Consider the following 24,292-nt stretch of genomic DNA (forward strand, 5'->3'; position numbering starts at 1 on the left):
GGGCTCCCGGCGTTTGAGAGGCGCTTTAAGTCAGCGATTCCACCCGGCCGGCTCGAAGCGTCATTTTCTTTGTGCAAACGCGCTCGATGAGCGCTTCGTCGTGGCTGGCCAATACGATGATGCCGGCCTTTTCCGCCAGTTCGTTCATCCGTTGTTTGGCTTTTTCCTGAAACGATGCGTCGCCGGCGCCAATCCATTCATCCATCAGCAGAATTTCGGGCTCGAGCGCGGTCGCCGCCGCAAATGCCAGGCGTGCCGCCATGCCCTGGCTATACGCCTTGAACGGCAGGTCTATGAAGTCACCCAGTTCGCTGAAATCGATTATCTCTTCCATCTTCTCTTCGATCTCGGCCGCCGTCCAACCGCTGATCAATCCCCTCAGCACGATGTTCCTGCGCCCGGTGGCCTCGGGGCGAAACCCTATGTTGATGTTGAACAGGGCATCGACCTTGCCCGCGATCGATATCGTGCCACCCGACGGCTGATAGATTCCATATAGAACCTTGAGCAGCGTCGTCTTGCCGGCGCCATTCGGGCCGACAAGGCCCAGTCGGTCGCCTGCCTTGAGTTCGAAGCTAACATCGTCGAGCGCCTGCACGACCTGCTTGCTGCCCGACTTGGCTATGTTGCCGCCAAGAGCGCTGCGTCGCCTGCCAGGCGCCGAAAGTGTCAACTTTTCGAACAGGCGATAAACAAGGCTTACATTGTTCAGTTGGATGGAGGTCATGGAACTCAGATCAGGAAAACGACGCGCTTGCGATAACGACCCAGCAACAGCAGGGCGATCGTCCAGACGCCGAGACAGATGTAACCTGTTATCACCAACGCATGCGTCGGAAATATGCCGGCCGTGATCGGCTCACGCACGCCCTCCAGGAAATAGGTGAACGGATTCCAGTGATAGGCATACTTTTGGACACCTTCCTGACCGCTATAGACCCAGAAGACCGGCGTGACGAACATGCCGACCCGCATCAGATTGCCGACGATGAACTCACTATCGGGAAAGAAGGCGCCCAAAAACGCAAAAACCGTTACGAATGCAGGCGTTGCCAGGATGATGAGCAGCAGACCCAGCAGCGATAACAGCCAATTCGCGTTGATCCCGTAACCGCCCAGCAGCAGAACAAGAACACAACCCGCCAACGAATAAGCAGCCCTGATGATGCATTGCATCGTCAATCGCATCACATAGACGAACAACGGCAGCGTTGTGCCTTGAATGAAGCTCGCTTCTCGCTGGAAGAGCGACACGCTCATGGTGATGGTTTCGGTGAGATAGAACCAGACCAGCATGCCGATGGCTACATAGGCTATATAGCTTGGGTTGCTGGCGTCGGTGGTCACGAAAACAAAGACAAAAGTGCCGACGAAAGCGAAATAATTGACCAGCATCCAAAGCGGGCCGAGCGTCGTGCGTCTGTGCTGGTCGCCGATGTCCTCGTGAGCAAGCGCGATCCAGACCCGGTGTAATCTCATGGCCTTTGAGATGTCGTCAAAAGCGCCGTTTAGTGCCGCAATCATAGCTGGGAGTATCGCAATCCGTTATTCTGGCGCATTATTCTTCGCTGGCCATAGCGAACCACCAAGCCCGTCTCTAATAGCCATTTCGATGGGCATATGGCAACGCATTGCGTCGTAACGCGGTGGGGAGCAGAGTCAACTGCGGCAAAACTGAACGCATGTTGATGCTGTGTGACTTATCTATTAGCTCCTGATAATGTTTCCTTTGCGGCAATCGCCCCAGCATGATCCATGTTCTCCACTGGACGCCTCCACTCCGAAAAAACCTCTGGCTATGCCGTCGCCCCCGCAGTATGCGATACACCACGGCGGGGGCCGGGGATGGCACTTAAGGTGGATTGGTCGCGAAGTATCTTCGTGTTCGCACTTCGCTGGTGTCGATGCCCTTGAGCCTGGAGTCTAGTGCCGTCCAATGAATTCCCACCTTGAAGCTGTGTTCGGGCTCAGGCCACAGATGCGGCGCGCCTTCATCATGGTCCAGGACGTGGTCATGGTCCTGGTCGCCGTGGCACTCAGCCTTGTCCTTTCGCGGTCGAATCTTTCGTTCGAAGCGCTCTCCGAGGAGGGTCTGGCGACATGGGCGGGCATCGTCGTCATCAGCCATTTGTTGTTCCGCTACAGTGGCCTTTACACCACCGTGTGGCGCTTCGCCTCGACGCCGGACTTTTTCAACATCCTGAAGAGCTGCGCGATTTTGACGTTCACTCTTTACATGGCGTCGCTGCTGCTGCGTTTTTACCGGCCGGTGGCGGGGCTCAACGAGCGTCAGTTCATCGTCTTCTTCCTCGTCTCCTTCACCATCATATCGGCACCCCGGCTTTTCTACCGCTTCCTGCGTGACGGCGCGAGCTGGGGGATTCTGAGCCGCAAGACCGACGCCAGGCAGGCCAAGCGCGCTCTGTTTGTCGGCCGGCTCGGCGAGGCCGACCTGATCATTCGCTTCACCCGCACGGCGCAACCGGCGGACTATTCCATCGCAGGCATCATGGCGACCGAGCGCGGCGCGCCGTTGGGCACGCGGATCCAAGGTGTTCCCGTGGTGGCGACCATGCCGCGCCTGATCGATGTCCTGGAAGACTATGCGACCGGCACCAAAAGCCTGGACCTGCTGATTTTCGGCAGCGGCGCCGAGCACGAAATCGAAGACTATTCGGAACTTGTGCGCATTGCCCGGCACGGCGACATAAATGTGGTGCAGTTCTCAGGCCTTTCTGAGTTGGAGCAGCACGGAAAGCTGGTTCTCGACACCGTCGAGATGGAAACGATCCTGCGCCGTCCGACGGTCGCGGCCGACATCCAGCGCATCGGCGCTTTTGTGGGGGGCAAACGCGTTCTTGTGACCGGCGGTGCCGGTTCGATCGGCCAGACGCTCGTCAAGCGGTCGCTGGAACTGGGAGCCGAGGCGGTGCTGGTCGCCGACAACTCCGAGTTCGGCATTTTCCAGCTGAGCCAGTATGTTGACGAGAAGGACCATGACCGCCTCAAGGTCCGCATCGTCGATGTCGCGGACCGGCGCCAGATAACGCGTGTCGTCACGGAATTCCGGCCGGACATCATCTTTCATGCCGCGGCCCTCAAGCATGTTCCGCTGCTCGAGGAAAACTGGGATTCGGCCATCCAGACCAATATCTTCGGAACGCTCGTCTGTGCCGAGGTCGCCGCCAAGTGCGGGGTTGCGCAATTTGTCCTGATATCGAGCGACAAGGCGGTGGATCCCTCGTCAGTGCTCGGCATGACGAAGCGGGCCGCCGAACAGATCATCAGCGCCTTGCATGGCACGCCGGCAGGCGAGACAAGCGGGCGTCGCCCGGCCACCAAGTTCATTGCAGTGCGGTTCGGCAACGTCTTCGGCAGCAATGGTTCGGTGGCGACCATATTCCAGGCGCAGATCGAGGCCGGAGGGCCCGTCACCATCACCGACCGGCGCATGACGCGCTATTTCATGACCGTGGCCGAAGCCGTCGATCTCGTCATCATGTCGGCGGCCGATGCCGCGTCGCGGCAGAGCGGAGACGATTATGCCGTCTATATGCTTGACATGGGCAAGCCGGTGCCGATCCTTGAAGTGGCCGAAACGATGATCCGCTTGTCCGGAAAGAGCCCATACAAGGACATCGCGATCCGGTTCACCGGCATAAGGCCGGGTGAAAAACTCCACGAAACGCTGCATGGCGAAGACGAGGAACTCGTCGAACTCGGCATCTCGAAGATTTTCGGCCTCAGCACGGACGTCGTGGAATGGTCGGATGTCCAGGTCGCGCTCACGGCGCTGCAGCAATCGGCGAAAAACCAGGACAAGGCTGCCGCGCTCGCCGCATTGGCAGGTCTCGACCGCGCCAAGAAGGCCAGGGCAAGTGCACGTCAAGACGCGATTCCGAAGACGGCCGGGCAGGCGACCTAGAACAATTCCAGGAAAAGCGCACGACGCTTGGGAATTGCGCCAAATCAAAGAGATAGATCCAATCAGAATCAGAAAGCGATCTTGCTCGTGAGCAAAGATGATCTGCGCATCGCGGTCCTGATGGGCACGAAAGACGGCGCCGCCTTCATCGAGGAGCAGCTGCAGTCCCTGCTCGAGCAGTCGCACCCTCTGGTCGACCTGTGGATTTCAGACGATGGCTCCACCGATGGCACGACCGCCATCATCGAGGCATGGAAATCCCGCTGGCGGCCCAAGGGTCGAATGACGCTCGTCGAGGGGCCGCGGCAAGGCTTCGCCGCCAATTTCCGCTCCATGATCGTCGATCGACGCATCGAGGCGGACTGCTATGCCTTCTGCGACCAGGACGATATCTGGGAGCCCGACAGGCTGGAGAGCGCTATCGACTGGATGCGGACCCAGGATGCGAAAATCCCGCTGATGTTTTGTTCGCGAACCGCGACCATGACGGAAACAGGAAGCCTTGTCGGCCATTCGCCTTTGTTTGCCCGGCCGCCAACCTTTCGCAACGCGCTTGTGCAAAGCATCGCCGGCGGCAACACCATCCTGCTCAACGCAGCGGCACGCGACCTGCTGGCCAGGGCCTGTATGCGGACCGGGTTCGTCAGCCACGACTGGTGGGCCTATCTCATCGTGACCGCTGCCGGCGGCATCGTCCGCTACGATCCGCGGCCGCTGGTGCGCTACCGGCAGCATGCGGCAAACCTGGTCGGCGCCAACGTGTCCTGGAAAGCAAGGGTGTCCCGGCTTGGCCGCCTGTTCAAGGGGGAATTCGCCGGCTGGACGGACCTCAACCTTGACGGTCTCGCCGTCAATCGCGACCTCCTGACCGAGGACGCGATGGCGTGCCTCGACCTTTTCACCCGCGGGCGCAACGGCGGCCTTTTCCGCCGCTTGGCAGGTTTGCGCCAAAGCGGCGTCTATCGGCAGACCGTTTCCGGAAACCTGGGGCTCTATCTCGCCTTCATCCTGGGGCGCATCTGAACATTGCGACGGCTGCGTGGCGCGCTTGGTCAAGAGATCGGCTCATGCTACGTCGACCGGATTGACGGCATTGGCCTGCGGCATTGCCTCGGGACTTCGGCAGGGAGCACTATCGGCCGTTCATGAAGGCAGCCAAGCAAATCTTCGATCTTGCCGGTGCGGCTCTGCTGCTGGTGGCGACATCTCCTGTCTTGGCGCTCACCGTCCTTGCCGTTCGGGCATCGTCGCCGGGCCCGGCTATTTTTTCACAGGTGCGGGTCGGCCGTGACGGTCGGCTTTTCCGCTGCCACAAGTTGCGCACGATGTATGTCGGGACGCCGTCGCTACCCTCGCATGAGGCGCCGGCGGATTCCGTGACATCGGTTGGAAAGGTCTTGCGGAAGTTCAAGCTGGATGAGCTGCCGCAATTCTGGAACGTCTTGAAGGGCGAAATGAGCCTGGTCGGGCCGCGGCCCTGCCTGCCGACCCAGACGGAATTGATCGAGTGTCGCAGGCGGCTGGGGGTTTTGGCGGCGCTGCCGGGCATAACCGGCCTGGCCCAGATCAGGGGCATCGACATGTCTAACCCGGAACTCTTGGCGCAAACGGATGCTGCCTACCTCCGCACCGCGTCGTTCTGGCTCGATCTTCGGATCCTGTTTGGAACGCTCTACCGCTGAGCAGACCATGAAAAGATCATGGTCAAGCAAGAAAGTCAGGATCTGCTGAGCCGCGCCAGCTCGGCCAGCCGCTCAAGCGTGCCGGCTTCGGGCGTCCACCCCTGCGATACCAGCAGGGCGGGGTCGCATATCTGTGTGGCGGTCAGGCTGTCCCAGAACGCCCGCCTGCCGAGTGCGGCCACCACCGGCCGTATCAGCCCGGCCGGCACCGCCATCAGGCGCACAGGCCGCCCCAAACCTCTGCGAAAGGCGGTGATGACGGCGTCGACGGCGACCGGCGGCACATCGGCGCCGACATAGATCGGGCGAAGCGGCCCGGAATGGCTGAGCAGGTGCGACACTGCTCGCACCGCGGCCTCGGAAGACATCAGCGAGCGGATTCCGGTCAAGGCACCCGTCGGCAGCGGCAGCGGCGTATCGGCAAGGCGCATCAGCGTTGCCAGATTTCCCCTCATGCCGCTTCCATAGACCGGAGGCAGGCGCAACACGGCGGCGTCGGAGCGGCCATGCGACGCATAGGCGTCCAAAACCGTGATCTCGCTTTCGCGCTTCGAGCGTCCATAGGCGCATTGTGGGGCAGGAAGCGTGTCCTCGTCGATCGTTGCGCTGACGTGCGCGCCGATCACCGCCCGGATCGAGGAGAGATGAATGAAACGTCCGCTTATCTGGGCCGCCGCTGCATGCGCCAGCCTTGCGCTCAGTTCCACATTGGCCGCCTGGTAATCGGCTTCGGTTGCATTTCCCCGATCATTGTTGAGGCCAGCGCAATGGACGACGTCAGTCATATGCCGGGTCAGTTCCAGAAAGGCGGCGGCCGGCGCATCGAAGCCGGGCATCGGCACAGCCTCGTTCTCCGAACCAAGCCTCTCGGGATGGCGGGAGGCGAGGCGAAGCTCGGCACCGGCTTCGCGTAAGTGGCGCACGACAAGACGCCCGATGAAACCTGTCGCGCCCGTGACCAGAACCTTCATGGCCTTGCCCGAGACAGGTCTTGCGTGACTGGTGCAAGTGCCGGCTCGTCCAGCAAAGGAACATGGCGTCCGGAGGCGAGATATGTTCCGCTCACCAGGAAGACCATCAGCACCGAGTCCAGAATGTCATGGCCGACCAGGATGCCTGTCATTCCGGCCGTCAGATAGGTGATCACCACGACGACAATCATGGTGGCGCCGAACCGCTCGTTCGGATCGCTGCTGTTTCGCAAGACCCGGGCGGCATTTCCAGCGGCAACGATAAAGATCGCTGCCAGCGTCACGGCGCCCAGAATTCCTGCTTGCACCAAGGCGGTCAGGAAGCCGTTGTGGAAATGGTTGAAGCCTGTGTCCATCGCGAACTGCTCATGAAAGCCCTGTTTGATCAGAAGCTGGGTTGCACCCACCCCGTGCCCGAACAGTGGCATGTCATGGAATGCTTTGAGGCCGATCTCCCAAAGCGCAACACGTATTCCCAACGAGGTGTCGTAGTTGCCGCTAGCTCCAAGCGCACCCCAATCGGAGCGCAAAAAGTCGACCCGCCCGGATATCGCCTGGAAGCTGGAAGCGGCGATCACGACGCCGACTGCCGCCAGCAGCAGCAGCAGGCGAACGGCATTCCTGCCCCTGAGCCTGTGCCGGTTGATCAACATGACGGCTATGCCGGCAATCAGCAGTGCCAGCCAGATGGTACGCGAGCCGGAATAGATGACGGCGATCGTCCCGGCCAGTGTCGCGTAGAAGAGGGGTGTCCGGGCTTGCTCAATACTGGACAAGGCGCCAGCCACACACGTCACCACGGCAAGGCAGACGACGGTTGCGAAGACGATCGGATTTCCGGCTCCCCCCTCCGCCCTGACGCCAATCCAATATTGCTGGATGACGGCCATGAGCAGCGCGACAAAACAGGCGGCCATGCTGGAAAGCACGACGATGCGGGCAAGCGTGGTTTTCTGCGTGTTGCTCCAGGTCGAATAGGACACGGGAAAAAACAGGAAGGTGACGAGCGGGATAAGATGCGGCGCATCCCGGACAAACGAGTTGTTGACGATGGACGCCAGGAGATTGGCGGCGCAGTAGGCATAGATCGCGACCGTCATCCAGATCATGGGCCGGTCGGCGTTGAAGCGCCTTTTCCCTAAAGCAATCAGCAGGGCGGACGAAAGGCCTCCGCAATTGAACACAAAGCTGACCACCGACCCCAGAACCGGTGGAAAAAAGAAGCAAAGGATGGAGAAGTAGTTGTTGATCCGCGAAGGCGAGAATTGCTGTGTGAGGGATGAAAGCCGGTTCAATTTTCGGGCTCGCTGTTTTCGGCAAGTGTCATGCGGCGGATCTTGTTTAGCGAAGTTGAATGCGCTCGCCTCGAAATTGCCCAGGCCTCATAAAGCGCTTGCCCGCTGCCGAAGCTGGTATAGCGGCCGCCCCCCGTTTTCGATAGTGTATCTGGTGGATTGCCACCGAAAATCGGCGGCAGGCGACGGTCGGCCAAGGGAAGTCGCTTGAAAGCCGTAGCCGGCCATTCAAGCAATATTTTCCCCGTGTTTTCTCGGTTGTTGAGCTTGCGGGCAGGAATTTCCGGGTTTGATGGTATCTGTGGAAAATTCATTCTCGAACCATGTGCGGCCGGGCCAGTCTTGCATTGTTCTTGACAACGGCGATCTGCTAGAACGCCGGCACGAGGAAGATTGTCCAGAAACAAGGCTCGAACCGGGCGCAAAAGCTCGATGATTTGAGGCAAGGTCTTCTGTTGGAAATACGAAAGAACGCCCACGGTCCATGACAACAGCGCTTACGCATCTTCAGCGGCTTGAGGCCGAGTCCATCCATATATTCCGCGAGGTTGCGGCCGCCTTTGCCAAGCCGGTCATGCTCTATTCGGTCGGCAAGGATTCATCCGTGTTGATGCATCTGGCGATGAAGGCGTTTTATCCCGCCAAGCCGCCATTTCCCTTTCTTCACGTCGACACGACGTGGAAGTTCCGCGAGATGATCGCCTTTCGCGATCAGATGGCGCAGAAACTCGGCTTTGATCTCCTGGTTCATGTCAACGAAGACGGCGTGCGCGACAACATCAATCCGTTCGACCATGGTTCGAACACCCACACCCATGTCATGAAGACCGTGGCGCTGCGCCAGGCGCTCGACAAATACGGCTTCGACGCGGCCTTTGGCGGCGCACGCCGCGACGAGGAGAAATCGCGCGCCAAGGAGCGCATCTTTTCCTTCCGCAATGCCCAGCATGTGTGGGATCCGAAGAACCAGCGCCCCGAAATGTGGAAGATATTCAACACCCGCATCGCATCGGGTGAATCGATCCGCGTCTTTCCGCTGTCGAACTGGACCGAGCTGGATATCTGGCAGTACATCCTGCAGGAAAGTATCCCGATCGTGCCGCTCTATTTCGCCAAGGAACGGCCGGTGGTGGAACGCGACGGCATGCTGATCCTGCGGGACGACGAGCGCATGAAACTCCGCCCCGGCGAGACAGTGGAGAACCGGCTCGTGCGGTTCCGCACGCTTGGCTGCTATCCGCTGACTGGCGCCATCGAATCGGAGGCCGACACGCTGGAAGCCATCGTCGGCGAAATGCTGACGGCACGGACATCCGAACGGCAGGGTCGCCTGATCGACCGCGATGAAGCCGGCTCGATGGAAAAGAAGAAGCGCGAGGGGTACTTTTGACCATGCGCCACATCATGGCAAAGAGCCTCGCCCCCACCGACGGCGTTCGCGACTATCTGGCGGCGCAGGAGAAGAAGTCGCTGCTGCGCTTCCTGACCTGCGGCTCGGTCGATGACGGCAAGTCGACGCTGATCGGGCGCCTGCTGTCCGACACCAAGCAGATTTTCGAGGACCAGCTCGCCGCGCTCGAACGCGATTCGCGCAAGCATGGCACGACGGGTGACGACATCGATTTCGCACTGCTGGTCGACGGCCTCGAGGCCGAGCGTGAGCAAGGCATCACCATCGACGTCGCCTACCGTTTCTTTGCCACGCCGAAGCGCAAATTCATCGTCGCCGACACACCTGGCCACGAGCAATACACCCGCAACATGGCCACCGGCGCCTCGACCGCCGACCTGGCGATCGTGCTGATCGATGCCCGGCAGGGTGTGCTTCGCCAGACAAGGCGACATTCGATCATCGCCTCGCTGCTCGGCATCCGCCACGTCGTGCTGGCCGTCAACAAGATCGATCTTGTCGATTTCGATCAGACGGTTTTCGACCGGATCGTCGAAGACTACGGGCAATTCTCGCGCGATCTCGGCTTCCAGACGATTGTGCCGATCCCGATGTCGGCCCGTTATGGCGATAATGTCAGCCGTCGGTCGGAAAGCATGGAATGGTATTCCGGCCCAACGCTGATCGAGCATCTCGAAACCGTGTCGGTCGACCAAGCGATGGTCGAACTGCCGTTCCGTTTCCCGGTCCAGTATGTCAATCGTCCCAATCTCGACTTTCGCGGCTTTGCCGGCACGGTCGCTTCCGGCTCGGTTGCGCCCGGCGACGAGGTCGTTGTCGCCAAGTCGGGCAAATCCTCGCGCGTCAAGCGGATCGTCTCGTATGGCGGCGATCTCGCCCAGGCGGCTGCCGGACAGGCCGTCACACTCGTCCTCGACGACGAAGTCGAAATCTCGCGCGGCAACATGCTGGTTTCGCCTGCCGCACGGCCGCAGGTCGCCGACCAGTTCGCCGCCAACATCGTCTGGTTCGACGAGCATGCGCTGCTGCCGGGCCGCTCCTACATCCTGCGCACCGAGACCGACCAGACCAGCGCCACCGTCACCGATCTGAAATACCGGATCAACGTCAACGACTTTGCCCATGAAGCGGCCAAGTCGCTCGAAATGAACGAAGTCGGCATCTGCAACATCTCGACGCGGACGCCGATCGCCTTTGATCCCTTCGCCGAAAACCGCACAACCGGCGCCTTCATCCTGATCGACCGCATCTCCAACGCCACGGTCGGCGCCGGCATGATCCTGCACTCGCTGCGCCGCGCCGAAAACATCCATTGGCAGTCGCTCGATGTCGGCAAGCGCGTGCGCGCCGACATGAAGAACCAGCGGCCCGCCGTGTTCTGGTTCACCGGGCTGTCGGGATCCGGCAAGTCGACCATCGCCAACCTGTTCGAAAAGAAGCTGTTCGCCACCGGCCGTCATACTTATATCCTCGACGGCGACAACGTCCGTCACGGTCTCAATCGCGATCTTGGCTTTACCGATGCCGATCGCGTCGAGAACATCCGCCGCGTCGCCGAGGTGGCGCGTTTGATGGCCGATGCCGGGTTGATCGTCATTGTTTCGTTCATTTCGCCGTTCAGCGCCGAACGGCGCATGGCACGTGAATTGATGGCCGACGGAGAATTCGTCGAGGTGTTCGTCGATACGCCCTTCGAGGAATGCGCCAGGCGTGATCCGAAGGGCCTCTATGCGCGCGCGCTGAATGGCGAGATCAAGAATTTCACCGGCGTCGATTCCCCTTATGAAGCGCCGGAAACCCCGGAGATCCATCTGCAGACACTCGGCAAATCGGCCGAAGAGATGGTCGACGCCCTGGAACACTGGCTGAACGAGCGCGACATTGCCGAAGACCAATACGATAGCGGCGGCGGCATCTGACGACAGGCTGATGCTTGAAATCTTCGAGCGCCTGGCCTTGTCGGCCGGGCGCGAGGTGATGCGCGTGTTCCACGCCGGCTGTGCGGTTGACCGCAAGTCCGACGCTTCGCCGGTGACCGAGGCGGACCGCGAGAGCGAAAAGATCATTCTCGCCGGACTGCGTGCCGCATTTCCCGATATCCCCTGCGTGGCCGAGGAAGAAGCTTCCGCCGGTATCGTGCCGCCCGACCTAAATGGGGCTTTCTTCCTGATCGATCCGCTCGACGGCACCAAGGAATTCGTCAACCGCCGCACCGATTTCACCGTCAACATAGCGCTGGTTCGCGATGGTGTGCCGGAGGTCGGCGTCGTCTTTGCGCCCTGCACGGGCCGCTTCTTTTCCGGCCTGCCGGGAAGGGCGGAATCTCTCGAGATCGATGGCGGCTACCAGATCGTCGGCCGCCGGCCGATCTCGGTGAGAACGGCCGTGGCGCCGCTGGCCGTCGTCGCCAGCCGTTCCCACAACACGCCGGAAACCGAGGCCTATATTCGCGACCTTGGTGCCGCCGAAATCGTCTCGGTCGGTTCGTCCTTGAAATTCTGCCTTCTCGCCAGTGCCGAGGCTGATGTCTATCCGCGCTTCGGCCGCACCATGGAATGGGACACGGCGGCAGGCGACGCCATCCTGCGCGCCGCCGGTGGCATGACGCGCACGCTCGATGGCCAGCCTCTGGTCTATGGGAAGCGCCGGCAAAGCGACGACGAGGATTTCGCCAATCCGCATTTCATTGCCAGCGGCGGGGCAGGGGTCAGCCCCGCCTGAGAAGGCCCGGTAGCTTACTCGGCCGCTGCCTGCGCCGAATTCGAGCCTATATAGTTGCGGATCGTCTCGATGATGCGGTCCTGGTCGGCTTCGCTGAGATAAGGGTGCATCGGCAGGCACAGGATCCGCTTCGGCAGGTCTTCCGAAACGGCAAGGCCGGTCGGCGTACGCGGATAGTCGCGATAAGCGACCTGGGCATGCAGCGGCTTCACATAGTAGATGACAGACGGAATGCCCTTTTCGCCGAGATGCGCCCTCAGCCCGTCGCGCTTCGGCGTCTCGATAGCGTATTGCGCCCAGGCCGAACGGCTGCCGTCCAGATTGCGGGCGGCGGTAACGACGTCGCCAAGCCCATCGGCATAGCGCTTTGCCACGACCTGCCGGGCGACCATCTCGTCTTCGAGAATGGCCAGCTTCTCGATGAGGATCGCCGCCTGTATCGTGTCGAGCCGCGAATTGATGCCGACGCGGACATTGTCGTACTGCGTCTCGCCCTTGCCATGAAAGGCGAACGAGCGAAGCTGTTCGGCCAGCGCATCGTCATTGGTGAACATCGCGCCGCCGTCGCCGTAGCAGCCAAGCGGTTTTGCCGGATAGAAGCTGGTCGAGCCGACCGCACCGAAGGAGCCGCACATCTTGCCGTCGAGCGAACCGCCCATCGACTGGGCGGCATCCTCGATCACCATCAGGCCTTCGCGGTTGGCGATCGCCATGATCGCCTCGTAATCGGCGGCAAGGCCAAACAGATCGACGGGAATGATTGCCTTCGGCTTCAGCCTTCCTTCCTTCTTGATCGTGGCAATGGCCGCTTCGAGGCTGGCAATGTCGATGTTGTAGCTGTGCGGGTCGACATCGACGAACACCGGCTCGGCCTTGGCCAGCGCCACCACTTCGGCGGTGGCGGCGAACGTGAAGCTCGGCACGAACACAGCGTCACCCGGGCCGACGCCGGCCGCAAACAGCGGCAACAGCAGCGCGTCGGTGCCGTTGGCGCAGGCCACGACATGCCTGGTGCCGATATAGGAGGCAAGCTTGTTCTCGAATTCGGTGACTTGCGGGCCAAGAATATAGCGGCCCTCGTCAACGACACGGTCGATCGCGGCCTTCAGCCGGTCGCGGATTCGTTCGCGCTGCGCGCCAAGATCGATGAACTGCATGTCGGCCTCAAAATGGGTTAGCCAGATAATCGGCCGCTGGTACCAGAGTTGCGCTTGCCGAGAAAGCCGGGCAGGCGGAGCCCTAAATTGCGGAAGTGTCGCAGTCCGTTACCAGTTTTCCCGGCGAATGTCAGTCAGATGCCGGAAATCCGGGCTTCGTCGGGCGCCATCCCGCCCTTATAGCCTTGGAAAGAGCCCCTGCGAAACATAAAGTGATCGATTGGGCTCAACTTATGTTGAGCGTTGCTCAGGCGATTTCATGTCGCCAGGGTGGATTGGCGCCGGCCCGCGACACGGTCACTGCCGCCGCCTTCGCGCCGAGCGCCAGCGCCTTACGGATGGCGTCTTCCGACAGTCCGGAAATCGCCGCCTTCGTCAGCAGGCCTTGCTCATGCAGCGAGGCGAGGATGCCGGCGTTGAACGTGTCGCCGGCGCCGACCGTGTCGACCACCTCGACCCTTTCGGGCATCACCGTGACGGCGTGCTCCTTGCTGTAGCCGATCGCGCCTTCGCCGCCATGGGTGACGACGATCAGCTTCGGGCCGCGGTCCAGCCAGTTGCGGATGACATCCTCATGCGAGCCGGCTTCGCCGAACCAGTTCAGGTCTTCGTCCGACAGTTTCACGATGTCGGCCATCGCCATCATGGTGCGAATGCGCTTGAGGTGCTTGGCCTTGTCCGGGATGAAGTTCGGCCGGATGTTGGGGTCGAGCATCATGACGCGGCTTTCATGCTCGCGCCGCATGAACTCTTCATAGGCACTGCCGGCGGGCTCGGAAATCAGGCTGATGGCGCCGAACAGCATGGCTTCGATCTCGTTGCCGAGCTGCGGCAAATCGTCGATCGTCAGCATGCGTCCGGCGGTGTTCTCGTCATAGAAAGTGTACGTCGCCTGGCCGTTGGTGAGCTTGACGAAGGCCAGCGTGGTTGGCCGTGGCGAGGTGTGTGCATAGGTGGAACTGACCTTGCTCGCCCCAAGCGCATCCCGGAATTGGCCGCCGAACAGATCCGACGACAGGCCGGAAAAGAAGCCGGCCGGCGCGCCGAGCCGGCCAAGTGCGATTGCCGTGTTGAACACGGCGCCGCCGACATAAGGCGCAAAGGCCGGCTCGCCCGCTGTCGTCGTGCGCGGCAGCATGTCGATCAGGGCTTCGCCGCAGCAGAGGATCATGGCTTCTTGGTCTCCGGCGGATAGATCACGCCCTTGCGTATGATGATGTTGGCGTAGAGCCGCGGCTCGCTTGTCGCGACGATGGCATGCGCCGATTTGACCCGTGCATAGAAGTCGGCGCCGGCCAGCGCAACCACCTTGCGGCCTGGCGCCCGTTTGGCGCAGATCGCTTCGATCTCATGATGGACAGGATCGGCAAGCGAGGGATCGCCTCGGACCGAGGCGCGAAACAGCGCCTCCGGCACGGCGTCATCGACAGGCAGGACACTCAATATCGCGTCGAGTACCGGGATAAGAGGGTGGCCATCGGCGCGTATCAGTCGGGTTGCCTGCTGTTCCGCCGGATAGTTTCCGTCGACAAGGGCGATTTCGTCGCCATGGCCCATGCCGCGCAGGATCGCCAGAAGTTCCGGACCGAGCAGCGCCGGGATTCCGATCAGCATCAGGCGCTCCTGGAAATCGTCGTCGAGCCGATCAGGAAGCGTTCGGAAAGTGGCAGGCTGGCGCCGCCGAGCGCCCGGGCATGGATACCGACGGTTCCCTCGCGAATGGCGGGCAGCTTCAAGCCTTCGCCGTCGATCGTGGCGATTGCCGCAATGATGGCGTCGACCAGCTGGCGGCGCACCGCCTTCGGCATCCAGCCGTCGATCACCGCCGCTTCGAAATCGATGATCGAGGATGCGGCGACGATGGCGTAAGCGAGCGCCCTTGAGGCGCTGGCGATCCAGCCGTCGAGTTCGGGTCCGATCTCGCCCCAGTCTTCCGGCGAGGTCCACAGATGCGAGGCCTCGATGCCGCGCGCATTGAGCGCCTTTTCGAGCATGGCGATGGAAGCGACATCGATCAGTTGGGTCGGCTTGCCGTCCGGCCCGGGCACGGGCATGGAGCCGAGCGCTCCGGCATTGCCGGTCGGGCCGCCAAAAAGCCGGCCGTTCAGCACGATGCCGCCACCGGCAAAGGCGCCGATATAGAAATAGACGAAGTCACGCGCAGCGCCCGCCTGCCCGAAGACGAGTTCGGCGCCACAGGCCGACGTGGCGTCGTTCTGCAAATAGACCGGAAAATCGCATTGCGCCTGGATGTCGGCCCTGATGTCGCGGTGACGCCATTCGTCCATCACGTCGCGCGGGGCGCCGGCGGTATCGGCCCAGTTCCACAATTCGAACGGCATGGCGATGCCCAGCCCGGCGATGCGCTTGTCTTGCGCGGGCGTGAGCTCGCCGCGCATCTGCCGCATGCCGTTGCTGACGAAGTCCACCGTCTCGCGCGGCGCCGGGTAGCGATAGGAATGCTGCAGCATCGAACGGACATTGCCAAGGAAATCGATCAACACCAGTTCAGCGCTGCGGCGGCCGATCTTCAGGCCGATGAAGAAAGCGCCTTCGGGATTGAGCGCCATCGGGATGGAAGGCTGGCCGATCTTGCCGCGCAACGGCGCCTGACGCAGCAGGAGGCTTTCTTCCTCCAGCTCGCGCATGATGACCGAAACCGTCTGCGCCGAAAGTCCGGTCATGCGGGCGATGTCGGATTTTGCCAGGCTGCCGTGTTGACGCACCAGCGACAGCACCAACCGCTCATTGTGGTCGCGCATGCCGCTCTGGTTGGTGCCGCGGTGAATGAGACTGTCATTCACCTCGGGCGAACCGTGCCTCGCAATGGCCGTTTCCACCCTGTTCCTCTCCCGTCGTTTCCCCTCAATGCTTTTGGGCCAGAATGGGTGAACGAAGCAATGCTGTCAATAATAAATAAGAGTGATTTAATTATTGACAGGGGCTTCGGCCTGGTGTCTGTTAAGGCAGCGTCCACGCTGGGAGAATTTCGTTGGATGCGCTGCAGGTGCCGGTTGGCCGGCATCGGAATGGTTCCACTGGGAGGAAAATCGTGACCAATACAAAATTGTTGAAATCGACCGTGTTTGCCGCCGCGGCTCTGGGGCTGATGGCGTTTGCCTCGTCCGCATCCGCGGCCGGTGTCGGCGCCTGCCTGATCACCAAGACCGACACCAATCCCTTCTTCGTCAAGATGAAGGAAGGCGCGACCGCGAAGGCCAAGGAACTCGGCGTCGACCTCAAGACCTATGCCGGCAAGATCGACGGCGACAGCGAGAGCCAGGTCGCGGCGATCGAAAGCTGCATCGCCGACGGCGCCAAGGGTATCCTGATCACCGCATCCGACACCAAGGGCATCGTGCCGACCGTGAAGAAGGCGCGTGATGCCGGCCTGCTGGTGATCGCGCTCGACACGCCGCTCGATCCGATCGACGCCGCCGATGCGACCTTCGCGACGGACAATCTCGAGGCAGGCAAGCTGATCGGGGCCTGGGCCGCCGCCACGCTGGGCGACAAGGCCAAGGACGCCAAGATCGGTTTCCTTGACCTGACGCCTTCGCAGCCGACTGTCGACGTGCTGCGCGACCAGGGCTTCATGATGGGCTACGGCATCGATGTAAAAGATCCCAACAAGATCGGCGACGAGACCGATCCGCGCATCGTCGGCCATGACGTCACCAACGGCAACGAAGAGGGCGGCCGCAAGGCGATGGAGAACCTCCTGCAGAAGGACAACACCATCAACGTCATCCACACCATCAACGAGCCCGCCGCTGTCGGCGCCTACCAGGCGCTCAAGGCTGTCGGCCTCGAAAGCCAGGTGCTGATCGTTTCCGTCGACGGCGGCTGCCCCGGCGTGAAGTCGGTGGCCGAAGGTGTCATCGGCGCCACTTCGCAGCAATACCCGCTGCAGATGGCTGCACTCGGCATCGAGGCGATCGCCGCTTTTGCCAAGGACGGAACCAAGCCGAAGCCGACCGAAGGCAAGAACTTCTTCGACACCGGCGTCAACCTGGTGACCGACAAGCCGGCCACCGGCGTCAAGTCCATCGACACCAAGGAAGGCCTCGCCAAGTGCTGGGGCTGATGCCGTTCTGACCGGCATCCAAGGAACCTGAGCGGTCGGGGCTTGATCCCCGGCTGCTTCGGGTGGACGATGGCTCGCGTGACCGCGAACAATCCCGGCAGCAGACCGGAAAGGCGTGGACTGGCGTCGGCGTTTGGCTGAAGCCTACGGGGAGAAAACATGGCTCAAGCTCAGGAATTCGAGAAGGTTCTCTCGAGCAGCGACACCAGCGTTGCTGCTTTTGACGAGCACAAATCGGCCGTCAAGCGTATCCAGCATTTCTTGCATTCGACGCCGGCCGCGGTGCCGCTGATCGTCCTGGTTCTGGCGATCATCGTCTTCGGCATCACCATCGGTGGGCGTTTCTTTTCGTCCTACACGCTGACGCTTATCCTGCAGCAGATCGCCATCATCGGCATTCTGGGGGCTGCGCAGACATTGGTCATCCTGACCGCGGGCATCGACCTGTCGATCGGTGTGATCATGGTGATTTCAGCGGTGATCATGGGCAATTGCGCGGTCTCCTACGGCATGCCGAGCGCGCTCGCAGTGGCGATCGGGCTTGCCGCCGGCGCCGCCTGCGGGCTGCTCAACGGGGTGCTTGTCGCCTACATGAAGCTACCACCCTTCATCGTGACGCTTGGCACCTGGAACATCGTCATGGCCACGAACTTCATCTATTCGGCCAACGAGACGATCCGCGACACCGACGTCGATACCCAGGCGCCGCTGCTGCATCTCTTTGCCATCAGTTTCAAGGTCGGCACTGCGGTGCTGACGCTCGGCGTCATTGCCACGGTCCTGCTCGTGATGATCCTCTGGTACGTGCTCAATCACACGGCGTGGGGCCGCCATGTCTACGCCGTTGGCGATGACCAGGAGGCGGCGAAGCTGTCGGGCATCCAGACCAAGAAGGTGTTGATGACGGTCTACACCTTGGCCGGCCTGATCGCCGCTTTCGCGGCCTGGGTCTCCATCGGCCGCAACGGCTCGATCTCGCCGTCGGCTGCCGTCACCGACTACAATCTGCAGGCCATCACCGCGACGGTGATCGGCGGTATTTCCCTCTTCGGCGGACGCGGCTCCATCCTGGGCACGCTGTTCGGCGCGATGATCGTCGGCGTCGTTTCCATGGGCCTCAACATGCTGGGCGCCGATCCGCAATGGAAGGTGCTGCTCACCGGTGTGCTGATCATCGGCGCCGTGGCAGTCGACCAATGGATCAGAAAGGTGTCGGCATGACCATGACCCAGGAACCCATCCTCACCGCGCGTGGCCTGATCAAGCGCTATGGCCGTGTCACCGCCCTCGACAATGCCGACTTCGACCTTTATCCCGGCGAAATCCTCGCCGTCATCGGCGACAACGGCGCCGGCAAGTCGTCGCTCATCAAGGCGATTTCCGGCGCGGCCGTGCCCGACGAAGGCGAGATCCGGCTTGAAGGCAAACCCGTCGCCTTTAAATCGCCGATGGAGGCACGCGAAGCCGGCATCGAGACCGTCTACCAGAATCTGGCACTGTCGCCGGCGCTCTCGATCGCCGATAACATGTTCCTTGGCCGCGAGATCCGCAAACCGGGTTTTCTGGGCGATTGGCTGCGTATGCTCGACCGTCCGGCGATGGAAAAGCGCGCCCGCGACAAGCTTACCGAGCTTGGCCTGATGACCATCCAGAACATCAGCCAGGCTGTGGAAACGCTCTCGGGGGGCCAGAGGCAGGGCGTTGCGGTGGCGCGCGCGGCCGCCTTCGGCAGTCGTGTGGTGATCATGGACGAGCCGACGGCCGCCCTTGGCGTCAAGGAAAGCCGCCGCGTGCTCGAGTTGATCCTCGACGTCAAGAAGCGCGGCCTGCCGATCGTGCTGATCTCGCACAACATGCCGCATGTCTTCGAAGTGGCCGACCGCATTCACATCCACCGGCTCGGCCGTCGCCTCTGCGTCATCGATCCCAAGCAATATACGATGTCCGATGCCGTGGCCTTCATGACCGGAGCAAAGGTTCCGCCCGAGGCAGCGCTGGCGGCCTGATACATGTCGTCCAAGTGCTGGAGGGTTGGCGGCACGGCAAGCACGGAACAGGAATTTGAAGCGCGTCGCGCGACCGTCTTGGCGCGTTACACTTGCGAATTGCCAAATTGCCGCAGGGGGCGTGCCGGTTCGGGCTTGTTTAAATCGATTGAATATATAGCGGTATCAGCTAGCATGGGCTGGGAGGAGCGATGAAAGCCGGTATGATCATGGCAACCGCACGAGAGGCATCATGACGAGCGCGATGACATCCGACCCCCTTCCTCCACTGCTCGAAAATCCTGATCCCAAGACACTCGCACGTGAAGTCTTGGTGGCCCTCAAATACCGGGTCGGCAAGGATACCACCGTTGCGACCCAGTACGACTGGCTGACCGCCTCGATCAAGGTCGTGCGCGACCGGATCGTCGATCGCTGGATGCAGGCGACGAAGGAGGCGTACGATCAGAAGGAAAAACGCGTCTACTATCTGTCTCTGGAGTTCCTCATCGGCCGCCTGATGCGCGATGCCTTCTCCAATCTCGGCCTGATGGACAACATGCGCGAGGCCCTGTCGTCCCTGGGCGTCGATCTGGATCTCATCGCCGCACTCGAGCCGGATGCCGCACTTGGCAATGGCGGCCTCGGGCGGCTTGCGGCCTGCTTCATGGAAAGCATGGCGACCGTCGACATTCCCGCGCATGGCTACGGCATCCGCTATGCCAACGGCATGTTCCGCCAGGAGATTCACGACGGCTGGCAGGTCGAATTGCCTGAAACCTGGCTCGATCACGGAAACCCGTGGGAATTCGAACGCCGTGAGCGCTCGTTCGAGGTCGGTTTCGGCGGTTCGGTGGAATCGATCACCTCCAAGGACGGCCGCCTCGAACGCCATGTCTGGAAGCCGACCGAGCATGTGCTGGCCGTCGCCTATGATACGCCCGTCGTCGGCTGGCGGGCCAACCGCGTCAACACGCTGCGGCTCTGGTCGGGCATGCCGGTCGATCCGATCCTGCTCGACAAGTTCAATGCCGGCGACCACATCGGCGCGCTCGCCGAAAGCAACAAGGCCGATGCCTTGTCGCGCGTGCTCTATCCCGCCGATTCCCACAAGGCCGGGCAGGAACTGCGGCTTCGGCAGGAATATTTCTTCTCCACCGCATCGCTGCAGGACATCGTCCAGCGCCATCTCAGCCAATATGGCGACCTGAAGTCCTTGCCCGACAAGGCTGCGATCCACCTGAACGACACCCATCCGGCCATCGCTGTGCCGGAGTTGATGCGCCTGTTGATGGACGTCCACGGCATGGACTTCGATCAGGCCTGGGACATCACCCAGCGCACCTTCGGCTACACCAACCACACGCTGCTGCCCGAGGCGCTGGAAAGCTGGCCGGTGCCGCTGTTCGAGCGGCTTTTGCCGCGCCACATGCAGATCGTCTATGCCATCAACGCTGAAGTGCTTCTGGAGGCGCGTGCGTCCAACCAGTTCTCGGACGAGCAGATCGGCCGCATCTCGCTGATCCAGGAAAATGGCGACCGCCGGGTGCGCATGGGCAATCTGGCCTTTGTCGGTTCGCACTCGATCAACGGCGTTTCGGCGCTTCACACCGACCTGATGAAGGAGACGGTGTTCGCCGATCTGCACAAGCTCTATCCCGATCGCATCAACAACAAGACCAACGGCATCACGCCGCGGCGCTGGCTGATCCAGTGTAATCCCGGGCTGACGTCGCTTGCCCGCGAGGCGATCGGCGACCGCTTTCTCGATGACATCGACGCCATCAAGGATCTCGACGGTTTCGCCGGCGATGCCGCCTTTCGCGACAAGTTCGCCGCCGTCAAGCGAGCCAACAAGGCGCGGCTGGCCAACCTCGTCGCCGACCGGCTCGGCATCAAGGTCGATCCCTCGGCGCTTTTCGACATCCAGATCAAGCGTATCCATGAATACAAGCGCCAGCTTCTGAATATCCTCGAGGCGATCGCCCTCTACGACCAGATCCGCTCGCATCCCGAGCGCGACTGGATGCCGCGCGTGAAATTCTTCGGCGGCAAGGCGGCGCCCAGCTACCACAATGCCAAGCTGATCATCAAACTCGCCAACGATGTCGCCAAGGTCATCAACCGCGATCCGGCCGTGCGCGGTCTCCTGAAGGTGGTGTTCGTGCCGAACTACAATGTCAGCCTTGCCGAGATCATGATGCCGGCCGCCGATCTGTCCGAACAGATCTCGACCGCCGGCATGGAAGCGTCGGGCACCGGCAACATGAAGTTCGCGCTGAACGGTGCGCTGACCATCGGCACGCTCGACGGCGCCAATGTCGAGATCAAGGAATGCGTCGGCGACGACAACATCTTCATCTTCGGCCTGACCACCGCCGAGGTCGCCGAGCGGCGCAACAACGGCTACGATCCGCGCGCCGTCATCGAAGGCTCGCCTGAGCTGGCGCAAGCGGTTGCGGCTGTTTCGTCAGGCGTCTTCTCGCCGGACGATCCGGAGCGTTACCGCGATCTCATCAACGGTCTCTACAACAGCGACTGGTTCATGGTTGCCGCCGATTTCGATGCCTATGCCGCCGCCCAGCGCGAGGTCGATGCGGTCTGGCGCAACAGTCCCGACTGGTACGCCCGGGCAATCCGCAACGTTGCGCGTGTCGGCTGGTTCTCCTCCGATCGCACGATCCGCCAATATGCGAAAGAAATCTGGAACGTGCCTGTCTGATGTGATTGCATGAGGCCGCAAACAATGTGGTCCCGGTGATGTGAATTGAATGTCGGATTCACATCACTAGAAACAAACACTTGGTGCCCGGGGAGGGACACTGCCTGATGAAGAAGCCGCGCGCGACCGCTGCGACAAGCGGGCCGGATGGACTGGCGCCAGCCGGCGATGTCGCGGCGATTGTTGCCGGCACGCACGGAGATCCCTTCGCCGTCCTTGGTGTCCATGAGGTCGGCAAGAGCCTGTATGCCCGGTGCTTTGTTCCGAATGCCGAATTCGTCACCGCCTACACGCTGACCGGCACCATCGCGGGTGAACTGTCCAGGCGCGACGATGGCGGCTTTTTCGAAGGCAAGCTCTCGATCAAGAAGCGGCAACCCCTGCGCTATCATGCCAGGAACGCCGGCGGCGACTGGTGGCTGACCGATCCCTATTCGTTCGGTCCGGTGCTGGGCCCGATGGACGATTACTACATCGCCCAAGGCTCGCATCTCAGGCTGTTCGACAAGCTCGGCGCCCATGTCATTGATCACGAAGGCGCCACCGGAGTGCATTTCGCCGTCTGGGCTCCCAATGCGCGGCGCGTCTCTGTGGTCGGCGACTTCAACGAGTGGGACGGCCGCCGGCACACCATGCGAGACCGGCGCGACACCGGTATCTGGGAACTGTTCGTACCCGACATCGGTGCCGGACGACCCTACAAATACGAGATCATCGGCCCCGATGGTGTGAGGCTGCCGCTGAAGGCCGACCCGTTCGCCTTCAAATCCGAACTGCGTCCGGCTACTGCTTCGGTCGTGGCGGTGCCGCCGGCGCACGAGTGGGGCGACGAGGCGCATCGCAATTTCTGGCGCAATGCCGATCACCGGCGAGAAGCCATCTCGATCTACGAGGTCCATGCCGGCTCCTGGCAGCTTCGCGACGACGGAACGTTCCTGTCATGGGACGAGTTGGCCGACCGGCTGATCCCCTATGTGGTCGAGACCGGTTTCACCCACATCGAATTCATGCCGATCTCTGAACATCCCTACGACCCGTCCTGGGGCTACCAGACGACCGGCCTTTACGCGCCATCGGCCCGCTTTGGCGACCCGGACGGCTTTGCGCGTTTCGTCGATGGCGCCCACCGCGCCGGCGTCGGCGTCATCCTCGACTGGGTGCCGGCACATTTCCCGGTCGACGCGCATGGCCTGGCCAATTTCGATGGCACCGCGCTCTATGAACATGCCGATCCGCGCAAGGGTTTTCATCCCGACTGGAACACCGCGATCTACAATTTCGGCCGCCGCGAGGTGGTGTCGTTCCTGGTCAACAATGCGCTGTTCTGGGCCGAGAAATACCATGTCGACGGTTTGCGCGTCGACGCGGTCGCCTCGATGCTCTACCTCGACTATTCGCGCAAAGCCGGCGAATGGATCCCCAACGAGAAGGGCGGCCGCGAGAATCTCGAGGCGGTCAGCTTCCTGCAGAAGATGAACAAGGAGGTCTACGGCCATCATCCGGGCGTCATGACCATCGCCGAGGAATCGACCTCATGGCCGAAGGTCTCGGCACCGGTGCATGAAGGCGGCCTCGGCTTCGGCTTCAAGTGGAATATGGGCTTCATGCACGACACGCTGGAGTATTTCTCCAAGGAGCCGATCTTCCGAAAACACCACCACAACGACCTCACCTTCGGCCTGACCTACGCCTTCTCGGAGAATTTCGTGCTGCCGCTCTCGCATGACGAGGTCGTGCACGGCAAAGGCACGTTGCTCGGTAAGATGGCCGGCGACGACTGGCAGAAGTTTGCGACGCTGCGTGCCTACTACGCTTTCATGTGGGGCTATCCCGGCAAGAAGCTGCTGTTCATGGGACAGGAGTTCGCGCAGCGCCGAGAATGGAGCGAGGCGCGCGCGCTGGACTGGAATCTGCTGGAGTTCAGGCCGCATCGCGGCGTCTGGCAGACGGTGCGCGATCTCAACTATCTCTACCGTTCGCGCCCGGCGCTGCATGGCCGCGACTGCGAACCGGAAGGGTTTTCCTGGCTGATCGTCGACGACAGCCAGAATTCGGTTTTTGCCTGGCTGCGCAGCGCGCCGGGCGGCAGCCCGGTGGCCGTCATTTCCAATTTCACGCCGGTGCCGCGCGATAATTATCGCGTGCCGTTGCCGACATCAGGCAAATGGCGCGAGATCATCAACACCGACGCTTCTGAATATGGCGGTTCCGGCAAGGGCAATGGCGGCATGGTCGAGGCACGGGCGGAGGAAGGAAGCATCGCCGCGACGATGCTCTTGCCGCCGCTGTCCACGATCATGCTCGAGCTCGTCGCCGACTGAACCCATCGACACTGA

General features: G+C 61.6%; 20 protein-coding genes. 11 read left to right on the forward strand and 9 right to left on the reverse strand.

The annotated features are described in order from the left end of the window. Nucleotides 1–25 precede the first annotated feature (25 nt). Together A4R29_RS08485 and A4R29_RS08490 are read right to left on the reverse strand one after the other, a co-directional pair. Nucleotides 26–598 carry an ABC transporter ATP-binding protein gene (locus A4R29_RS08485; protein ID WP_244506930.1) on the reverse strand — a complete coding sequence of 191 codons (573 nt, stop codon included), beginning with the start codon at nucleotides 596–598 and terminating at the stop codon, nucleotides 26–28. 134 nt (nucleotides 599–732) lie between these two features. Continuing rightward, on the reverse strand, nucleotides 733–1,524 hold the full coding sequence (locus tag A4R29_RS08490; RefSeq protein WP_063171702.1) for an ABC transporter permease: 792 nt from the start codon (nucleotides 1,522–1,524) through the stop codon (nucleotides 733–735). Nucleotides 1,525–1,936: 412 nt separating this feature from the next. Here A4R29_RS08490 and A4R29_RS08495 point away from each other — a divergent pair, with 412 nt between their 5' ends. The 3 genes from A4R29_RS08495 to A4R29_RS08505 all read left to right on the forward strand — a co-directional run bounded on the left by A4R29_RS08495 (nucleotide 1,937) and on the right by A4R29_RS08505 (nucleotide 5,607). Further along, entirely contained in the window at nucleotides 1,937–3,925 is a 1,989-nt protein-coding gene (locus A4R29_RS08495; RefSeq protein WP_063171703.1) for a nucleoside-diphosphate sugar epimerase/dehydratase, read from the forward strand. An 87-nt stretch (nucleotides 3,926–4,012) separates the two neighbouring features. Further along, nucleotides 4,013–4,948 (forward strand): glycosyltransferase family 2 protein, encoded by a 936-nt coding sequence (locus A4R29_RS08500; RefSeq protein ID WP_063171704.1) that lies wholly within the window; start codon nucleotides 4,013–4,015, stop codon nucleotides 4,946–4,948. A gap of 122 nt (nucleotides 4,949–5,070) precedes the next feature. After that, nucleotides 5,071–5,607, forward strand: coding sequence for a sugar transferase (locus tag A4R29_RS08505; RefSeq protein WP_013532714.1), 537 nt, complete (start codon nucleotides 5,071–5,073; stop codon nucleotides 5,605–5,607). 35 nt (nucleotides 5,608–5,642) lie between these two features. On the opposite strand, the gene A4R29_RS08510 is transcribed toward A4R29_RS08505, so the two are convergent. The 3 genes from A4R29_RS08510 to A4R29_RS34085 are packed head-to-tail and all read right to left on the reverse strand — an operon-like array spanning nucleotide 5,643 to nucleotide 8,364. Beyond that, the gene (locus tag A4R29_RS08510; RefSeq protein WP_063171705.1) at nucleotides 5,643–6,578 is read right to left on the reverse strand and encodes an NAD-dependent epimerase/dehydratase family protein; all 936 of its coding nucleotides are present in this window, start codon (nucleotides 6,576–6,578) and stop codon (nucleotides 5,643–5,645) included. Next, a complete protein-coding gene (locus A4R29_RS08515) occupies nucleotides 6,575–7,873 on the reverse strand; it encodes an O-antigen ligase family protein (protein ID WP_063171706.1) in 1,299 nt (432 codons plus the stop codon). Before A4R29_RS08515 ends, A4R29_RS08510 begins: the two co-directional genes overlap by 4 nt. After that, a complete protein-coding gene (locus tag A4R29_RS34085) occupies nucleotides 7,870–8,364 on the reverse strand; it encodes a hypothetical protein (RefSeq protein ID WP_145923744.1) in 495 nt (164 codons plus the stop codon). Before A4R29_RS34085 ends, A4R29_RS08515 begins: the two co-directional genes overlap by 4 nt. Here A4R29_RS34085 and cysD point away from each other — a divergent pair. Genes cysD through cysQ form a run of 3 tightly spaced genes read left to right on the forward strand, consistent with a single transcriptional unit; the run spans nucleotide 8,358 to nucleotide 12,005 of the window. Then, entirely contained in the window at nucleotides 8,358–9,263 is a 906-nt protein-coding gene (gene cysD / locus A4R29_RS08525; protein ID WP_024503687.1) for a sulfate adenylyltransferase subunit CysD, read from the forward strand. The genes A4R29_RS34085 and cysD overlap by 7 nt on opposite strands. Before the next feature lie 2 nt (nucleotides 9,264–9,265). Next, nucleotides 9,266–11,203: a sulfate adenylyltransferase subunit CysN gene (gene cysN, locus A4R29_RS08530; protein ID WP_024503688.1), complete on the forward strand. Its 1,938-nt coding sequence runs from the start codon at nucleotides 9,266–9,268 to the stop codon at nucleotides 11,201–11,203. A 10-nt stretch (nucleotides 11,204–11,213) separates the two neighbouring features. Next, entirely contained in the window at nucleotides 11,214–12,005 is a 792-nt protein-coding gene (gene cysQ / locus A4R29_RS08535) for a 3'(2'),5'-bisphosphate nucleotidase CysQ (protein WP_024503689.1), read from the forward strand. Between the two features lie 14 nt (nucleotides 12,006–12,019). Here cysQ and A4R29_RS08540 read toward each other — a convergent pair whose 3' ends face one another. From A4R29_RS08540 to A4R29_RS08555, 4 genes are all read right to left on the reverse strand, one after another. Continuing rightward, a complete protein-coding gene (locus A4R29_RS08540; protein ID WP_063171708.1) occupies nucleotides 12,020–13,162 on the reverse strand; it encodes a DegT/DnrJ/EryC1/StrS family aminotransferase in 1,143 nt (380 codons plus the stop codon). Nucleotides 13,163–13,409: 247 nt separating this feature from the next. Further along, nucleotides 13,410–14,333 carry a carbohydrate kinase family protein gene (locus A4R29_RS08545; protein WP_063171709.1) on the reverse strand — a complete coding sequence of 308 codons (924 nt, stop codon included), beginning with the start codon at nucleotides 14,331–14,333 and terminating at the stop codon, nucleotides 13,410–13,412. Continuing rightward, the gene (locus tag A4R29_RS08550) at nucleotides 14,330–14,776 is read right to left on the reverse strand and encodes an RbsD/FucU family protein (RefSeq protein WP_063171710.1); all 447 of its coding nucleotides are present in this window, start codon (nucleotides 14,774–14,776) and stop codon (nucleotides 14,330–14,332) included. The genes A4R29_RS08545 and A4R29_RS08550 overlap by 4 nt, the downstream gene beginning before the upstream one ends. After that, nucleotides 14,776–16,002, reverse strand: a complete 1,227-nt coding sequence (locus tag A4R29_RS08555) for an ROK family transcriptional regulator (protein WP_024503692.1) — start codon at nucleotides 16,000–16,002, stop codon at nucleotides 14,776–14,778. The genes A4R29_RS08550 and A4R29_RS08555 overlap by 1 nt, the downstream gene beginning before the upstream one ends. A 269-nt stretch (nucleotides 16,003–16,271) precedes the next feature. On the opposite strand from A4R29_RS08555, the gene A4R29_RS08560 reads away from it, so the two are divergent. The 5 genes from A4R29_RS08560 to glgB all read left to right on the forward strand — a co-directional run bounded on the left by A4R29_RS08560 (nucleotide 16,272) and on the right by glgB (nucleotide 24,277). Next, a complete protein-coding gene (locus A4R29_RS08560) occupies nucleotides 16,272–17,249 on the forward strand; it encodes a sugar ABC transporter substrate-binding protein (RefSeq protein WP_395316708.1) in 978 nt (325 codons plus the stop codon). Between the two features lie 159 nt (nucleotides 17,250–17,408). Then, a complete protein-coding gene (locus tag A4R29_RS08565) occupies nucleotides 17,409–18,470 on the forward strand; it encodes an ABC transporter permease (protein WP_013532703.1) in 1,062 nt (353 codons plus the stop codon). Continuing rightward, a complete protein-coding gene (locus A4R29_RS08570) occupies nucleotides 18,446–19,255 on the forward strand; it encodes an ATP-binding cassette domain-containing protein (RefSeq protein WP_224621066.1) in 810 nt (269 codons plus the stop codon). Before A4R29_RS08565 ends, A4R29_RS08570 begins: the two co-directional genes overlap by 25 nt. Nucleotides 19,256–19,487: 232 nt before the next feature. After that, nucleotides 19,488–21,956 (forward strand): glycogen/starch/alpha-glucan phosphorylase, encoded by a 2,469-nt coding sequence (locus tag A4R29_RS08575; protein ID WP_063171711.1) that lies wholly within the window; start codon nucleotides 19,488–19,490, stop codon nucleotides 21,954–21,956. Nucleotides 21,957–22,063: 107 nt separating this feature from the next. Further along, nucleotides 22,064–24,277, forward strand: a complete 2,214-nt coding sequence (gene glgB, locus A4R29_RS08580) for a 1,4-alpha-glucan branching protein GlgB (RefSeq protein WP_063171712.1) — start codon at nucleotides 22,064–22,066, stop codon at nucleotides 24,275–24,277. Nucleotides 24,278–24,292 lie beyond the last annotated feature (15 nt).

Origin of the sequence: Mesorhizobium ciceri biovar biserrulae (assembly GCF_001618845.1) — a bacterium.
GTDB lineage: Bacteria > Pseudomonadota > Alphaproteobacteria > Rhizobiales > Rhizobiaceae > Mesorhizobium > Mesorhizobium ciceri.

Bases quoted from the DNA above. Each gene is read 5' to 3' on its own strand.
- A4R29_RS08490 (WP_063171702.1), bottom strand. From the start codon at position 1,524: ATGATTGCGGCACTAAACGGCGCTTTTGACGACATCTCAAAGGCCATG.
- A4R29_RS08495 (WP_063171703.1), top strand. From the start codon at position 1,937: ATGAATTCCCACCTTGAAGCTGTGTTCGGGCTCAGGCCACAGATGCGG.
- A4R29_RS08505 (WP_013532714.1), top strand. From the start codon at position 5,071: ATGAAGGCAGCCAAGCAAATCTTCGATCTTGCCGGTGCGGCTCTGCTG.
- A4R29_RS08510 (WP_063171705.1), bottom strand. From the start codon at position 6,578: ATGAAGGTTCTGGTCACGGGCGCGACAGGTTTCATCGGGCGTCTTGTC.
- cysD (WP_024503687.1), top strand. From the start codon at position 8,358: ATGACAACAGCGCTTACGCATCTTCAGCGGCTTGAGGCCGAGTCCATC.
- cysN (WP_024503688.1), top strand. From the start codon at position 9,266: ATGCGCCACATCATGGCAAAGAGCCTCGCCCCCACCGACGGCGTTCGC.
- cysQ (WP_024503689.1), top strand. From the start codon at position 11,214: ATGCTTGAAATCTTCGAGCGCCTGGCCTTGTCGGCCGGGCGCGAGGTG.
- A4R29_RS08540 (WP_063171708.1), bottom strand. From the start codon at position 13,162: ATGCAGTTCATCGATCTTGGCGCGCAGCGCGAACGAATCCGCGACCGG.
- A4R29_RS08545 (WP_063171709.1), bottom strand. From the start codon at position 14,333: ATGATCCTCTGCTGCGGCGAAGCCCTGATCGACATGCTGCCGCGCACG.
- A4R29_RS08550 (WP_063171710.1), bottom strand. From the start codon at position 14,776: ATGCTGATCGGAATCCCGGCGCTGCTCGGTCCGGAACTTCTGGCGATC.
- A4R29_RS08560 (WP_395316708.1), top strand. From the start codon at position 16,272: ATGGCGTTTGCCTCGTCCGCATCCGCGGCCGGTGTCGGCGCCTGCCTG.
- A4R29_RS08565 (WP_013532703.1), top strand. From the start codon at position 17,409: ATGGCTCAAGCTCAGGAATTCGAGAAGGTTCTCTCGAGCAGCGACACC.
- A4R29_RS08570 (WP_224621066.1), top strand. From the start codon at position 18,446: ATGGATCAGAAAGGTGTCGGCATGACCATGACCCAGGAACCCATCCTC.
- A4R29_RS08575 (WP_063171711.1), top strand. From the start codon at position 19,488: ATGACGAGCGCGATGACATCCGACCCCCTTCCTCCACTGCTCGAAAAT.
- glgB (WP_063171712.1), top strand. From the start codon at position 22,064: ATGAAGAAGCCGCGCGCGACCGCTGCGACAAGCGGGCCGGATGGACTG.